The organism is Pseudomonas hydrolytica (assembly GCF_021495345.1).
Lineage (GTDB): Bacteria > Pseudomonadota > Gammaproteobacteria > Pseudomonadales > Pseudomonadaceae > Aquipseudomonas > Aquipseudomonas hydrolytica.
Genome location: NZ_CP099397.1, coordinates 340,038 through 354,139, shown reverse-complemented (window position 1 = coordinate 354,139; position 14,102 = coordinate 340,038). Strand labels below are relative to the sequence as shown.

Here is a 14,102-nt window from a genome sequence, read left to right as displayed (position 1 = left end):
ACAAGGCCCGGAGTCATCCGGGCTCGTGTGCGTCAGGCCGTCAGAGGGCTTCGGCGGCCTGCTCCTGATGGGCGTTGTGCAACACCTCGATCAGGCAGTCTTCCAGTTCGAAACGCTCGTGCAGCAGCTGACCCAGACGGTTCAGCTCCGCCACCAACGACACGCTGTCACGGCAGTCGCCGTTGTCGCAACGGTCATTGAAGGCCAGCGCCACCTCGGTGATGGCTTCGATGCGCGGGTAGATCTGCTTGGCCAATTCCAGGCCGCGCTTGTCGTTGAATGCCTTGGCCTCGCTGGTGAGCTGCTCGTAGACCTCGAAGTGACCGGCCGATACGTAATCCACGAGGATTTCGCAGAAGCCCTGCAGGGCTTCGCCGTTGATGGCAGGCGCCTGCGGTGCTTTGCTGAGCGCCGTATAGGCCAGCACAAGCTCGCGACGCTCCCCCAGCCAGCGGTCGATCAACTGATGGACCCCACCCCAACGTTCCTGTGCGTTCTGGCAACTCTCAAGCATGATGGACCTCACTTCCCTTCTTGCTAATGCCTGTCGTACGTCCGCTCCCGAGACGTTTTTATGGCCTGCAGCCCCTTGGCGGCCACCCTCTGGGCCGTCGCTGCGCGACGATAAAAATCTATCTCGACGATTTTCTGTCAACCGGTGCTCGGTTTTGGGAAGGCAACCGCAAAACGGCGTTTTTCCGGCGGTGCGTGCGAGCCAGATTATGCCCCTGGGCAACGGCCATCAAGGCACCGCCGCGAGAAATTTCATACGAGCGTTTAATCGACAGACCGCGAGGCCCGCGGCTCCAGGCGTTGCGCCTGATCAGTCGCGGCGCAGCAGCTGAAACAGGCAGAAACCGATCATGCCGATGAAGCCGAGCAGGCTCCATTCCGGGATGCTCATGCCGAACAGCGTCCACTTCACTTCGGCACAGTCGGCGCTGCCCTGGAACACCAGACGCACGATGTCCTGCATCGGCAGGGCCTGCATCATGAATTCCAGGCTAGGCAGGCAGGCCTCGAGCTGGTCGGCCGGCACGCTCTGCAACCAGATCTGCCGACCGGCAGTGGCGGCACCGGCGCCGGCGAACAGCAGCGCCAGCAGCGCATAGATGCGCCGGCCAAGGCGAGCGGGGCCATGAATGGCGGCCAGCAGGCAGATGACGCCGAAGGCGATCACACAGATGCGCTGCAGCACGCACATCGGGCAAGGCTCGAGGCCGACGACGTGCTCAAGGTACAGGGCAGCCGCCATCAGCAGCACGCAGCCGATAAATGCCAGGAAGAACAGGGGACGCGGACTGGCCAGATGCATGACGGCTCCGGGAGGGAAATCGAGGGTCGTAACGGTAGAGGAAAGCGAGGGCGCCTTTCAAGGCGCCCCAGGCTGGGTCAATGGCTGTTCATCCGGCCGCAGCCGCCCTCCGTCTGCTGGCGCCGCCCGCTGCGGCAATCGGCCGCAACCCTTCAGGCGCTCGCGCCCTGCGGTTGCGGCAAGGGTGGCAGGCCCTGATGCAGCAGGCCGAGGCTTTCCAGCAACAGCTGATTGCTGCGCTCCAGCTCACCCAGCTGGGCCAGCAGACGCGCCAGCTCGGCACAGGTCTCGGGATGGCGTTCGAGCTTGAGGCTGGTTTCGAAATAGTCGCGCGCCTTGCCCCACAGCTGGTTCTGCAGGCAGAGCCGCCCCAGGGTCAGGAGCAAGGCCGGGTCCTGCGGATGCTGCTTGAGCCAGAGCTCGGCGGTCTGCAGCTGACGCGCCGGGTCGGCGCCGCGCAGCACACCGTAGAACCGCGCGAGGCGGCTGTCGTAGCTGCGCTTGAGGGTGCTGCGCAGCACCTCCTCGGCTTCTTCCTGGGCTCCCAGACGACGCAGTTGCTCGACATAGGTGGCGACCAGCTCGGGCTCCTGACGCAGGGGCGCGGAGAGCTGCTGCCAGGCCTGGGTCAGCGGCTGCAGCGCCGTTTCGCCCTGGCCCTGACCGGCAAGGCCGGCATCGGCGAGACGGCCGCGCCAGGTTTCGCGCTCCAGCTCGTCGAGTTCGGCCGCCGGCAGCGCCTTCTCCTTGCGCAGCTCGGGCAGCAGCCCCAGCAGAGCCGACCAGTCCTGGCGCTGCAGGTACAGGCGCTGCAGCTGACGCAGCACCAGGTGATGCCCCGGGTGGCGCTGGCGCATCACCTGCAGGGTTTCCAGCGCGGCCTCGCTGTCGCCACGGCTGCGCTGCAGTTCGGCATGGGTGAGGGCGATGGCCAGCTCGGCCTGCGGCTGCTTGTGCAGGGCTCGCTCGAGCAACTCATCGCTCTGTTCGTGCTGACCCAGCTTGTTCGCCGCGCGCGCGGCGCCCAGGTAATACATCAGCGGCTGGCTGTCGGCCTCGGCGGCGCGGGTCAGCTGGCGCTGGGCACGTGCCCAGCGGCCCTCGGCGAGATCCAGCAGGCCCTGTTCGGAGGCCAGACGCACGCGACGATTGCGATGCAGCCGCGACCAGGGGTTGGCCAGGCGAGTCGAGCTGAGCAGCAGGCGCAATGTCCACTTGATCAGGTAGTAGAGCACCACCACGGCCAGGACCAAACCGAGGAACGCCCACAGGCCGGACTGGTAACGAAACCCCTGGTAGGCGAACAGCACGTAGCCGCGATCCGCCTCCATGGCCAGATGGAGCAGGTAGAGGCCGGCTGCGACGGCCAGCAGTACCAGAAGCCAGAGCAGGCGTCTCATTGCGCCTCCTCGGCCGCGGCGGCCCCCTGCCGGCGCTGCGCCTGCTTGCGGTGCAGGTAGGCCTGCAGCGCGTCGAGCGAATCGCTCAGATCCGGCACCTTGACCTCGACGGTGGCGTCCGCCAGTTCGGCGAAGCGCTGGCGCAGGGCACGGCTGTCCGGGTTGTCCAGGTTGAAGTGGGCATCGAGGATCTCCTCGGCCTGCTTCAGCGCCTGCCGGTACACGCCGGTCTGGCCGTGCAGGGCGGCCCACTGCGCCTGCTCCAGCGCCAGCGACAGGCTCAGCCGCACCTGCGACAGGCTCTGCCCGGACAGCAGCGGCCGCACGTTGCGGTCAGCGTCGAACTCGATGCGGAAGTACTCCGACAGTTTCTTCACCCATTCGCCCCACCAGGCGCTGCCATCGCCCTCGGCAGCCAGGTCGGAGAGCACGTCGCCCTGGCCTTCGAAGGTCGGCGCCAGCGGATTGAGCGTGGCAGCCTGCTCGCGCAGCGCGCCCAGTTGCAGGAACAGACCGACGCGGTCCGGGCGCTGCGTGGTGCGCAGCGCTTCCAGGCTGCGGCTGAGCTGCTCACGGGCGGCGAATGCGGCGGGGTCGTCCTGCTCGCGCAGGATGTCATCGGCCGTCAGCACCAGGGCCTCGGCGCTGGCGACGTCCTGCAGGGCGGACAGACGCAGGCTGGCCAGGCGCAGCAGGTGCTCGGCCTCGTCCAGGCGCCAGTCCTGGCGGCTGCCGTCGAGCACCGACTCCAGGCGCTGGCTGAGGCGCTGCTGATCGGACTGCAGGTTGGCCAGCAGGCGGCGCCGTTCGTTCAGTTCGGCGGCACTGGGCAGCTCGGCGAGCCGCGCATCGAGCTGCCGGGCCAGTCCCTGAAGCTGTTTCGCGCTGTCGTCGCGCGTGCGCTGCAGGGCCTCGGCCTGCTGCTGATCCCTGCTCTGCATCTGTTGCAATTGCCAGAGGCTCCAGCCGCCGGCGCCAGCGCCGGCCAGGCCGATCAGCAGAGCGAACGCGGCAAGCCCGGTCGCGGCGCCATTGCGCGCTGGCTTCACGGGCGGGGTCGGGGTGGTGTTCACGGCCTCGCTGGCCGGTTTTTCTTCTGGCGTTTGCGGGGTGGCTGCTTCGCTCACGTATCCGTCCTTTTAGAGGGCGGCAGCCGGAAACTGCTCCAGGGCTGCCAGCAAGGCCGCGGCACTGGCGCCGCGACAGTCCACAACGATCTGCGCACCCGCAGCGCGTGCCTGTTCGGCGACACGCGGGCTGGGTACGAACAAGGGTAGCCGAGCCAACGCCGGCCAGTCATCGCCAGCCAGCTGCAGCAGATGCTCGAAACCCTGTCCACTGCTGACCACCAGGCCGTTCAGGCGTTCCGCCTGCACGCGCCGGCTCAGTTCGCCCGTCGGGTATGGCGGCAGCACGCGGCGATACAGTGGCAGATAGTCGACACTCGCACCTTGGCCGCGCAAGCATTGGCCGAGGAATTCTCGGCCACCCTCGCCACGCAGGATCAGCACCTGCGGCGCGGGCTCGGCGGCCAGCGCGCCCTGCAGGGCCGGCAGCGCAAGCAGGGCTTCGCTGTCGTCGCCGCGCTCGGGGTAGTGGACAGACAGGCCATGCTCGGTGAGCAGCGCTGCCGTGGCGGCCCCGACGGCGAACCAGGGCTGACCGGTCACTGGCTCGGCGCGGTGACGATCCAGCAGCGCCAGGCCGAGGCGCGCAGCAGGTTTGCTGACCACGATAACCGCGCAGTAGCGTTGCAGTTCGGCGAAGGCGATGCGCTGCTCGGCCGTCTCGGGCAGCGGCTCGATACCCAGCAAGGGCATGCAGCTGCCGGTGATGCCGTGTTCGGCCAGCGTTTGCGCCAGCGCCGCACAGTCCTCTGCAGGACGGGTCAGCAGCAGGCGCCAGGCGCTCACGGGTGGCCGGCCTCGCCATAAACGGCCTTGAGGATGGCCTCGGCGCCCTGCGCCAGCAGCGCCTCGGCCACCCGCACACCCAGGGCTTCGGCGTCGCTGCTGGCGGCGCGGTCTTCTGCGCGCAGCAACAGGCCGCCGTCAGGCTGGCCGACCAGGCCGCGCAGCCACAGTTGGTCGTTCTCCAGCAGCGCGTAGCAGGCGATGGGCACCTGGCAGCCGCCATTGAGGCGCTTGTTCAATGCACGCTCGGCGGTCACGCGCAGCGCGGTTTCGCGGTGATGCAGCGGCGCCAGCAGCGCATGGATCTCGGCGTCGGCGCTTCGGCACTCGATGCCGACGGCACCCTGGCCACCAGCCGGCAGGCTGTCCTCGGCGCTGATCGAGCTGCGGATACGGTCCTGGAAGCCGAGGCGGATCAGGCCGGCGGCGGCAAGGATGATGGCGTCGTACTCGCCGGCATCGAGCTTGGCCAGACGGGTGTTGACGTTGCCGCGCAGGAAGTGGATTTTCAGATCGGGCCGGCGGGCCAGCAGCTGGGCCTGGCGACGCAGGCTGGAGGTGCCCACCACGCTGCCGGCCGGCAAGGCGTCGAGGCTGTCATAGGTGTTGGAAACGAAGGCGTCGCGCGGGTCCTCGCGCTCGCAGATGCAGTACAGGCCCAGGCCTTCGGGGAAGTCCATCGGCACGTCCTTCATCGAATGCACGGCGATGTCGGCCTCGTTCTCCAGCAGCGCGGTTTCCAGTTCCTTGACGAACAGGCCCTTGCCGCCGATCTTCGCCAGCGGCGCATCGAGCAGCTTGTCGCCGCGGCTGACCATGGGCACCAGACTCACCAGCAGACCGGGGTGGGCCTGTTCGAGGCGGGCTTTGACATATTCGGCCTGCCACAGGGCCAGGGCGCTCTTACGGGTGGCGATGCGGATTTCGCGGGGCATGATGGGGCAATTCCAGAAAACGATTGCCGCGAATCATAACAGGCTCGCCAGGCGCCAGTGGCGGGAGGCGGCCATAGGCCGCAGCTACAGCGACTGCATCAGCTTGCGCACGCCGGCCACATGGCGCCGGCTGACCACCAGCGAGTCGCCGTCCAGGCCTTTCAGGAACAGCTGGAAATGCCCCAGCGGCGTACGCTGCAGGCGCTCGATGCGCTCACGGGCAACCAGCGCATTGCGGTGGATGCGTACGAAGCGGTCGCCGAATTCGTCCTCCAGCGCCTTGAGCGGCTCGTCGAGCAGCACCTCGCCGCCCTCGTGGCGCAGCGTCACGTACTTGTGATCGGCGATGAAGTAGACCACGTGATCCAGCGGGACCAGCTCGATACCCTTGCGCGTGCGGGCGCTGATGTGGGTCCGCGGGCCGCCGCCACTTTCCGCGGCCGGGCGGGTCAATGCCGCCAGCTGCACGCGGTTGGGCCGCTCGGCCTTCTTCAGCGCCTCGCTGAGATTCTCTGCCCGCACCGGCTTGACCAGATAGCCGACCGCGCTGACCTGGAAAGCCTCCAGGGCGAATTCATCGTGAGCCGTGCAGAAGATCACCGCCGGCGGCGCTTCTCGCTCGCACAGTCTGGCAGCAACCTGCAGACCATCCAGACCGGGCATGCGGATATCCAGCAGGACCACATCCGGCTTGAGGCTATCGATCAGGGTCAGAGCTTCCTCGCCATTGCTGGCGGCGGGCTCCAGGACCCGGTAACCCTCGAGCTCACCGACCATGCGGCTCAGGCGCTCGCGGGCTAGGGGTTCGTCATCGACGATCAGGACATTCATATTGCTCTGGCTTCCTGCGTGAGTCTCGCACAAGGATAGCGTAGACAGCTGTAATGACGGCCGTCACGGCGCTCCACGCTGAGACTCGCGCGCGGCCCGAAAAGTGCCGCCAGACGCGCATCTATATTGCTCAGCGCTTGTTGCGTTCCCCGTGACGGATGCTGCTCGCCCCGCTCTTCATACGGATTGCTGACACACAAGCTGAACACACCATTTTGGTAATCCGCTTCGACTCGCACCAGGCCACCTTCGATGCGTGGCTGGATGCCGTAGATCAGCGCATTCTCCAACAGCGGCTGGAGGGTCAATTGGGGGATCGGCAGATCCTCCGGCACACCTTCGACCTCCCATTGCAACTGTAGACGCTCGCCGAGCCGATAGTGCTCAATCGATAGATATCGTTTCGCCAGCTCCAGTTCCTCCTTCCAAGGCACCAGCGTGCCGGGCTTGGCCAGACTGGCGCGAAACAGATCGGACAGATCCAGCACCGCCTGCTCGGCCTTGTGCGGATCGAGCGTGACCAGGCTGGCGATGCTGTTGAGGCTGTTGAACAGGAAATGCGGGCGGATGCGCGCCTGCAGCGATTCGATGCGCGCGCGCAATTCGGCCTGTTCCTGCCTGCGCCATTGGCTCTGCAGATAAAAATAGCGTAGCAGCAGTGCGGACATGATCAGGCCGATCAGCGCGTGACGCAGGTAGAGATTGACCTCGCCACTGCGCGGCAACGGTCCGCCCAGGTCGTAGTAGTCCGCCACGGCCGTGCAGCCCAGGGTCAGCAGCACCACCAGGGCGCAGCAAAGCCCTCCGGCGATTGCCGGGCGCAGGCGCGCCAGCAGCGGGCGCAGGCGGCACAGCACGGCCGCCGACAGCAGCACGATCCACTGCACGAACAACGAGGTCAGGGCCAGACGCACCCAGTCGAAGCCCGGCGTCATCGGTTGGGCGAGCACCAGCACCAGCACCAGCAGTTCGGCCAGCAGCACCATGCTCAGCAGCGCTTCGGGCTGGCACAGTTCCGGGACGAAGAACTCGTCGGCAGGGTCGTTGTGTTTGTTCTTGGCAAGCGATTGAGTGTGCATCGGCGAAGTTTCCGTGTCGCCCGGCAAGCCGGCAAGCCAGACGGCTCCGGCCGGGCAAAATAAAGCACCGAAATGCCGCCGTCGCGACAAAACTGTGAAGCAGCCGACAACCCCGATGCCTGCCCGGCGGCAAACGCGGCGCGGCGAAAGGAGCGCCGACCCTGTTATTATCGACGCACTTTGTCCGCCATGCCGGCCGCCGATGCGGTCTGCCCGATCCAGAGCCCGAACCATGAGCAGCGAAAAAACCAACCAATCCTGGGGCGGCCGCTTCAGCGAGCCCGTCGACGCCTTCGTCGCCCGCTTCACCGCCTCGGTCGAATTCGACAAGCGCCTGTATCGCCACGACATCATGGGCTCCATCGCCCACGCCAGCATGCTGGCCAAGGTCGGCGTGCTCACCGATGCCGAGCGCGACGCCATCGAAGGCGGCCTCAAGCAGATCCAGGGCGAGATCGAAGCCGGCCAGTTCGACTGGCGCGTGGACCTGGAAGACGTGCACATGAACATCGAGGCACGCCTGACCGACCGCATCGGCGTCACCGGCAAGAAGCTGCATACCGGCCGCTCGCGCAACGACCAGGTGGCCACCGACATCCGCCTGTGGCTGCGCGACGAGATCGACGTCATCCTCGCCGAGATCACCCGCCTGCAGCAGGGCCTGCTGGGTCTGGCCGAGGCCGAAGCGGACACCATCATGCCCGGCTTCACCCATCTGCAGACTGCCCAGCCGGTGACCTTCGGCCATCACCTGCTGGCCTGGTTCGAGATGCTCTCGCGTGATTACGAGCGCCTGGTGGACTGCCGCAAGCGCACCAACCGCATGCCCCTGGGCAGCGCCGCGCTGGCCGGCACCACCTACCCGATCCAGCGCGAGATCACCGCCGAACTGCTGGGCTTCGACGCCGTGGGCGGCAACTCCCTGGACGGCGTGTCGGATCGCGACTTCGCCATCGAATTCTGCGCCGCCGCCTCGCTGGCGATGATGCACCTGTCGCGCTTCTCCGAAGAGCTGGTGCTGTGGACCAGCGCGCAGTTCCAGTTCATCGACCTGCCCGATCGCTTCTGCACCGGCAGCTCGATCATGCCGCAGAAGAAGAACCCGGACGTGCCCGAGCTGGTGCGCGGCAAAACCGGCCGCGTGTTCGGCGCCCTGACCGGCCTGCTGACCCTGATGAAGGGCCAGCCGCTGGCCTACAATAAGGACAACCAGGAAGACAAGGAACCGCTGTTCGACGCCGCCGACACCCTGCGCGACAGCCTGCGCGCCTTTGCCGACATGGTCCCGGCGATCAAGCCCAAGCGCGAGATCATGCGCGAGGCGGCGCTGCGCGGCTTCTCCACCGCCACCGACCTGGCCGACTACCTGGTGCGCAAGGGCCTGCCGTTCCGCGACTGCCACGAGATCGTCGGCCATGCGGTCAAGTACGGCGTACAGAGCGGCAAGGACCTGGCCGAGATGAGCCTGGACGAGCTGCGCCAGTTCAGCGACCAGATCGATGACGACGTGTTCGCCGTACTGACCCTGGAAGGCTCGGTCGGCGCCCGCGACCATATCGGCGGCACCGCACCGAACCAGGTACGCGCCGCGGTGGCACGCGGCCGCGAACTTCTCGCCGCGCGCTGAGGTCGCAGGCAGGGGCGGCATTCGGCCGCCCCGCCAATCGACCAGGAGGCTACATGCGTCATGCGTTGTTTTTGGGGCTGCTGGCCCTCTCGGTTCCGATGGCCCTCGCCAGCGAAGGCGACTACTGGCAGGTGCAGACCAGCGTCTACACCCGCCACTACCACCCCGAGCCGGACCACAACAACCATCAGCGCCTGATCGGCCTGGAGCGCGGCTACGCCTCTGGCAACCTGTGGGGCGGCGCCGTCTTCCGCAATTCCTTCGACCAGAATTCGCAGTACGCCTACCTGGGGCGTCGCTTCGACAGCGAACGCCATCCCTTCTACGCCAAGCTGACCGGCGGGCTGCTGCACGGATACCGCGGCGAATACCGCGACAAGATTCCCCTCAATCGCCTCGGCGTGGCGCCGGCCATCATTCCCTCGCTCGGCGTGCACGGCCACGGCCTGGCCGCCGAACTGGTACTGCTGGGCAATGCCGCGCTGATGGTCAATGTCGGCCTGCGCCTGTAGCGCATCAACACGGAAAACCGCCATGAGCGAACACGACGACAACGACGAAGACTTCGCCGAAGCCACGCTGATCCAGGCCATCGAGAATCAGCTGGAAAGTGGCGAACCTGCCGCCGCCAAGGCGGTGTACAACAAGCTGACGCTGGTCGGCTATGAGCGCGAGGAGATTCTCGAGCTGATGGCGCTGGTGCTGGCTCACGAGGTCGACGCCATGCTGCGCGAGGACCGTCCCTTCGATGGCGCCTGGTACGAGCAGGCCCTGCGCGCGCTGCCAGAACTGCCGCCAGAGGAGCAGAGCGACGATCAATAGGCGCCCGCTCGCCGGGCAAGCCCCGGCACATCCTCTACACTGAGCGAAGGCCATAACAACAAGCCGGAGTCGCCATGAAGTCATTCACTGCCGAACTGATCGACGAGCTGGAAATCCTCGCCCTGTACAATCTGGATAACCATCAGGAAGGGTTGAAGGTGCACAACAACGCCTCGTTCAAGGCCCAGGGCGCCATCACCCGCCTGTACGAGAAGGGCCTGGTCAGCCAGGCCGACGGCGGCTACCTGACCAGCCTGGGCATCGATGCCGCTGAACATGCGCAAGCCCTGCTGACCATCCTCTCGACCCGCCAGACCACCCCTGCTTAATCCGCAACGCCCGTCGGCCGCCCTTAAAGGGACAGGTTCGGCGGGCGATATAGCGTCACAGGCACTGCACTGGCGAGCACGCCGCTGATAGGCTTGCATCATCCCCAGCAGAGTTCGAACATGACGCGCACCCTGGAAATCCGCCCGGACATCGACGACGGCATCGACCGCAAGGTGCTGACGCAGCTGCGCGCGCGTTTTCTCAAGATCAACCAGGGTCGCCTGCAGCGCACCATGCTGGGCCTCTCCAGCCGCCAGCAGCTGGTGCTCAAGCTGTTGCCGTTGCTGCTGCACGTCAACCATCCGCTGCTGCCGGGTTACGTCTCCGCCGCCACACCCGCCGGCCTGAGCGGTTTCGAGCCGGATGACGAGGTGCTCGCCGAGGTCCAGCGCCTGACACGCTCCTTCGTCTACAAGCCACGCCGCGGTCAGGGCAGCGCCCCGCTGCATGGTCTGTTCCTGATGGGCAGCCTGGGCACCGTGGCCCAGGCCGAGCAGAGCGACATGGACCTGTGGCTGTGCCACAGCCCCACCCTCACCGCGCAGCAGCTGCAGGAGCTGCGCAAGAAGAGCGACCTGCTGGAAAGCTGGGCCGCCACCCAGGGCGCCGAGGTGCACGTCTTTCTCGTCGATCCGCAGCGCTTCACCCAGGGCGCGCGCGAGGCGCAACTGACCTCGGACGACTGCGGCACGACCCAGCACTACCTGCTGCTCGACGAGTTCTACCGCACGGCCATCTGGCTCGGCGGCCGCACGCCGCTGTGGTGGCTGGTGCCGGTATACGAAGAACCGCGCTACCACGATTACTGCCGCACCCTGCTGAGCAAGCGCTTCGTGCGCGCCGAGGACGTGCTCGACCTGGGCCACCTGGCGCACATCCCCCCCGATGAGTTCATCGGCGCCGGCATGTGGCAGCTGTACAAGGGCATCGAGTCGCCCTACAAGTCGGTGCTCAAGCTGCTGCTCACCGAGGTGTACGCCAGCGAGCACCCCAGGGTCGAGTGCCTGTCGCTGCGCTTCAAGCAGGCGGTGTTCGAAGGCCGTCTCGACCTCGACGAGCTGGACCCGTACGTCGTGGTCTACCGACGCCTCGAAGAATATCTGAGCGCCCGCGGCGACCTCGAGCGCCTGGAGCTGGTACGTCGCTGCCTGTATTTGAAGGTGAACAAGAAGATCAGCCGGCCGCCGACTCGCGGCCGCGCCAAGAGCTGGCAGCGCCTGCTGCTCGAGCGCCTGACCGCCGAGTGGGGCTGGAACACGCGCCAGCTCAACCTGCTCGACAGTCGCAGCCAGTGGAAGGTGCGCCAGGTCGCCGCCGAGCGTCGCGTGCTGGTCAACGAGCTGACCTACAGCTATCGCTTTCTCTCCCAGTTCGCCCGTAGCGCCCAGGCTGGCAGTTCGCTGAACAACCGCGATCTCAATGTGCTGGGTCGACGCCTGTATGCCGCCTTCGAGCGCAAGGCCGGTAAGGTCGAATTCATCAACCCGGGCATCGCCCCCGATCTGGCCGAGGACATCCTGACGCTCGTCCAGCACCCCAGCCCGGAAGCGCCCAACGATTATCAGTGGGCGCTGTTCACCGGCAGCCTGGGCGCCCAGGAGTGGCCCGATTTCGCACCGCTCAAACGCACGCGCGAACTGGTCGAGCTGCTCGCCTGGTGCCACCGCAACGGGGTCATCGACGCCGCCACCCGGCTGTCGCTGCACCCGGGCAGCAGCGATCTGACCGACTTCGAGCTGTCCAACCTGATTACCAGCCTGCAGCACAGCTTTCCCCTGCCGCAACCCGGCGTCGAGGAGGCGGCTCTTTTGCGCGCCAGCGTTCCCAGCCAGGTATTGTTGCTGGTCAACGTCGGCGTCGACCCGCTGCCGCAGCACAGCCAGATGAATGTGCACATGACCACCGGACGCACCGATGCCCTGGGCTATTCGGGCGTGCGCGAGAACCTGGTGCTGACCCTGGATCAGGTGGTGCTCAACAGCTGGAACGAATTGCAGGTCAGCCGCTACGACGGCAGCGATGCCCTGCTCGACTGCCTGTGCGATCTGCTCAACAGTCTGCCGCCAGGTGGCCCGCAGCCGGGCGTTCAGGTGCGCTGCTACTGCCGCAACCGTGCGCCCGCCATCGCCGAGCGGGTCGAGGAACTGCTGCGCGACCTGCTCGCCACCTATGCCGAAGGCCGCCAGGCGCGCTACCTGGTGCAGGTGCGCCAGCATTACCACGTGCTGCAGCTGACGCCGGGCCAGGTCAGCCATGCCGCCCTAGGCGACCTGCCGGCCCTGCTCGAACACCTGGGGGCCGAGCAGGAGCTCTACAGCCCGCTGCACCTGGATCGCCATGCGCTGGAGGGCGACGATCTGGCGCTGATCCTGCCCATGGGGCGGCCGCAGTGCATCCAGCTGTTCTACCGCCAGCACGAGACCAGCGGCGAAGCCGAGCTGACCCTGCTCGACGAGAACAATGCCCTGTGGCGCCGCCGCCTGCCGTTTCGCGACGAACAGAGCCTGCTGACGCCGCTGCAACGCTTCCTGCAATCGCTGCAGTACCGACGCAACGCCATGCTGCCGCTCGACAGCAGCGACAACCAGGCGCCGCTGGAAATTCTCTACTACCAGTTGCTGCCAGCCGCGCCGCTGCGCGCCCAGCGCCTGGAGCGCAGGCCGGCACCGCAGGCGCAGGTCAGCCATCCGTTCTACGACGTGCAGGCCATCATCGAGCCGGGCGACGGACGCCAGCGCCATGTCACCCTGTACTGCAACCACCGCGAGTTCTCCGAGCTGGAGTACGGGCGCGAGCTGTATCGCGCCGTGGCCCAGCACATCCTGGCCCAGCGCGCCGGCGGCGAACGCTACCCCTGCTACATCACCGACCTCGATCTCTCTGCCGTGCTCGCCGGGCAACAGGCGCAGACCGTGCACTACCTGCGCTACAAGAGCGAACTGGAAGATGCCCTCAATGCGGCGCTGCAGCAGGCCTAGCCGACGTCACCCTGCTAGCCGCGCATCGGCGACTGCGGATTGTTCAGTGCGAAGAGATAACAGCCGCCCATGCTGTGATTGTCGGCAACCCCTGCGTAACTGGCGGTGAAGGTCACCGCCAGGCCGAGATGCTGATAGAGCCAGCCATCGCTGTCCGCCGGTGGTACCTCCGGCACCAGGTCGCTGTCGTTGACCAGCCGATAGGTGGGCACGGCCAGCGCGTTGTAGTAGTTGGCGAACGCCGGCGAGGCCAGCCGCGGGCTGGCGAAGTTGTAGTGCTGCAGCGCCAGAAAGGGCCAGCGTCGCCGCAGATCCGGCACCGCCAGGCTGCTCAGCGCACAGCCCAGGCTGTGGCCGCAGACCCAGAGCATGCCCTGTGGCTGCAGCTGTTCCAGCGCCAGCAACGCCTGGTCGCGCAGGGACGCATACAGCTTGAGGAAACCGTCGTGCACCAGGCCACCACCGGCCTGCCAGGGGTAGGCGCGCTGATCCAGGTCGAGGTCGTCGAGCCAGTCCTGCACCGACTCGGTACCGCGGAACACCAGATAGCAGTCGCCCTGCGCATCGCGCGCGGCGAAGCCGAACGGCTCCGACTCGTCGAGCACGTACCACTCGCTGAGGATGCTCCAGATCGGTGCGGACAGCTGCCAGCCGGCCTGCTGAGGCGGCTGCCAGTGAAACTGCTGGGGCTTGCGCGGGCGCTGCTGCGCCAGCCACTGCGCGTACTGATCGTACGCGAGCACCACCAGCTCGGCACAGCGCAGGGCGCGCGCTAGCTGATAGGTGGGCGGGAAATACAGGGGCAGACTGGACATGGCGAGGCTTCCTTGCCGAAGGCTGGAAACCTCACTCTAGTCCAGACGAATCGGCGC

At 66.7% G+C, this 14,102-nt stretch carries 14 protein-coding genes; 5 read left to right on the top strand and 9 right to left on the bottom strand.

All coding sequences use genetic code 11. The features are described from left to right. Window positions 1-40: 40 nt before the first annotated feature. The 8 genes from rsd to L1F06_RS01685 all read right to left on the bottom strand — a co-directional run bounded on the left by rsd (window position 41) and on the right by L1F06_RS01685 (window position 7,473). Window positions 41-514, bottom strand: coding sequence for a sigma D regulator (gene rsd / locus L1F06_RS01720; RefSeq protein WP_129482009.1), 474 nt, complete (start codon window positions 512-514; stop codon window positions 41-43). A gap of 309 nt (window positions 515-823) precedes the next feature. Further along, window positions 824-1,315 carry a disulfide bond formation protein B gene (locus L1F06_RS01715; RefSeq protein ID WP_129482010.1) on the bottom strand — a complete coding sequence of 164 codons (492 nt, stop codon included), beginning with the start codon at window positions 1,313-1,315 and terminating at the stop codon, window positions 824-826. Between the two features lie 152 nt (window positions 1,316-1,467). Continuing rightward, the gene (locus tag L1F06_RS01710) at window positions 1,468-2,715 is read right to left on the bottom strand and encodes a heme biosynthesis HemY N-terminal domain-containing protein (protein WP_129482011.1); all 1,248 of its coding nucleotides are present in this window, start codon (window positions 2,713-2,715) and stop codon (window positions 1,468-1,470) included. Then, complete coding sequence (locus tag L1F06_RS01705) at window positions 2,712-3,842, bottom strand: uroporphyrinogen-III C-methyltransferase (protein ID WP_129482012.1); 1,131 nt, start codon at window positions 3,840-3,842, stop codon at window positions 2,712-2,714. The genes L1F06_RS01710 and L1F06_RS01705 overlap by 4 nt, the downstream gene beginning before the upstream one ends. Before the next feature lie 12 nt (window positions 3,843-3,854). Next, entirely contained in the window at window positions 3,855-4,628 is a 774-nt protein-coding gene (locus L1F06_RS01700) for a uroporphyrinogen-III synthase (RefSeq protein WP_129482013.1), read from the bottom strand. Then, on the bottom strand, window positions 4,625-5,566 hold the full coding sequence (gene hemC, locus L1F06_RS01695; protein WP_085986032.1) for a hydroxymethylbilane synthase: 942 nt from the start codon (window positions 5,564-5,566) through the stop codon (window positions 4,625-4,627). The genes L1F06_RS01700 and hemC overlap by 4 nt, the downstream gene beginning before the upstream one ends. A gap of 81 nt (window positions 5,567-5,647) precedes the next feature. Next, window positions 5,648-6,394 (bottom strand): LytR/AlgR family response regulator transcription factor, encoded by a 747-nt coding sequence (locus L1F06_RS01690; RefSeq protein ID WP_003242397.1) that lies wholly within the window; start codon window positions 6,392-6,394, stop codon window positions 5,648-5,650. After that, entirely contained in the window at window positions 6,391-7,473 is a 1,083-nt protein-coding gene (locus L1F06_RS01685) for a sensor histidine kinase (protein WP_011920567.1), read from the bottom strand. The genes L1F06_RS01690 and L1F06_RS01685 overlap by 4 nt, the downstream gene beginning before the upstream one ends. 232 nt (window positions 7,474-7,705) lie before the next feature. Between L1F06_RS01685 and argH the strand changes: the two genes are divergently transcribed. The 5 genes from argH (at window position 7,706) to L1F06_RS01660 (ending at window position 13,230) form a co-directional block, all read left to right on the top strand. Continuing rightward, entirely contained in the window at window positions 7,706-9,100 is a 1,395-nt protein-coding gene (gene argH / locus L1F06_RS01680; protein ID WP_129482014.1) for an argininosuccinate lyase, read from the top strand. A 53-nt stretch (window positions 9,101-9,153) separates the two neighbouring features. Continuing rightward, complete coding sequence (locus L1F06_RS01675; RefSeq protein ID WP_129482015.1) at window positions 9,154-9,612, top strand: sn-glycerol-3-phosphate transporter; 459 nt, start codon at window positions 9,154-9,156, stop codon at window positions 9,610-9,612. Window positions 9,613-9,634: 22 nt separating this feature from the next. Continuing rightward, window positions 9,635-9,922 (top strand): hypothetical protein, encoded by a 288-nt coding sequence (locus L1F06_RS01670; protein ID WP_003242393.1) that lies wholly within the window; start codon window positions 9,635-9,637, stop codon window positions 9,920-9,922. A 74-nt stretch (window positions 9,923-9,996) separates the two neighbouring features. Further along, entirely contained in the window at window positions 9,997-10,251 is a 255-nt protein-coding gene (locus tag L1F06_RS01665; RefSeq protein ID WP_003242392.1) for a TIGR02647 family protein, read from the top strand. A gap of 120 nt (window positions 10,252-10,371) precedes the next feature. Next, window positions 10,372-13,230, top strand: coding sequence for a class I adenylate cyclase (locus L1F06_RS01660; RefSeq protein ID WP_011920564.1), 2,859 nt, complete (start codon window positions 10,372-10,374; stop codon window positions 13,228-13,230). A gap of 14 nt (window positions 13,231-13,244) precedes the next feature. Here L1F06_RS01660 and L1F06_RS01655 read toward each other — a convergent pair whose 3' ends face one another. Next, the gene (locus L1F06_RS01655) at window positions 13,245-14,045 is read right to left on the bottom strand and encodes a lipase family protein (protein ID WP_129482016.1); all 801 of its coding nucleotides are present in this window, start codon (window positions 14,043-14,045) and stop codon (window positions 13,245-13,247) included. Between the last annotated feature and the right edge of the window lie 57 nt (window positions 14,046-14,102).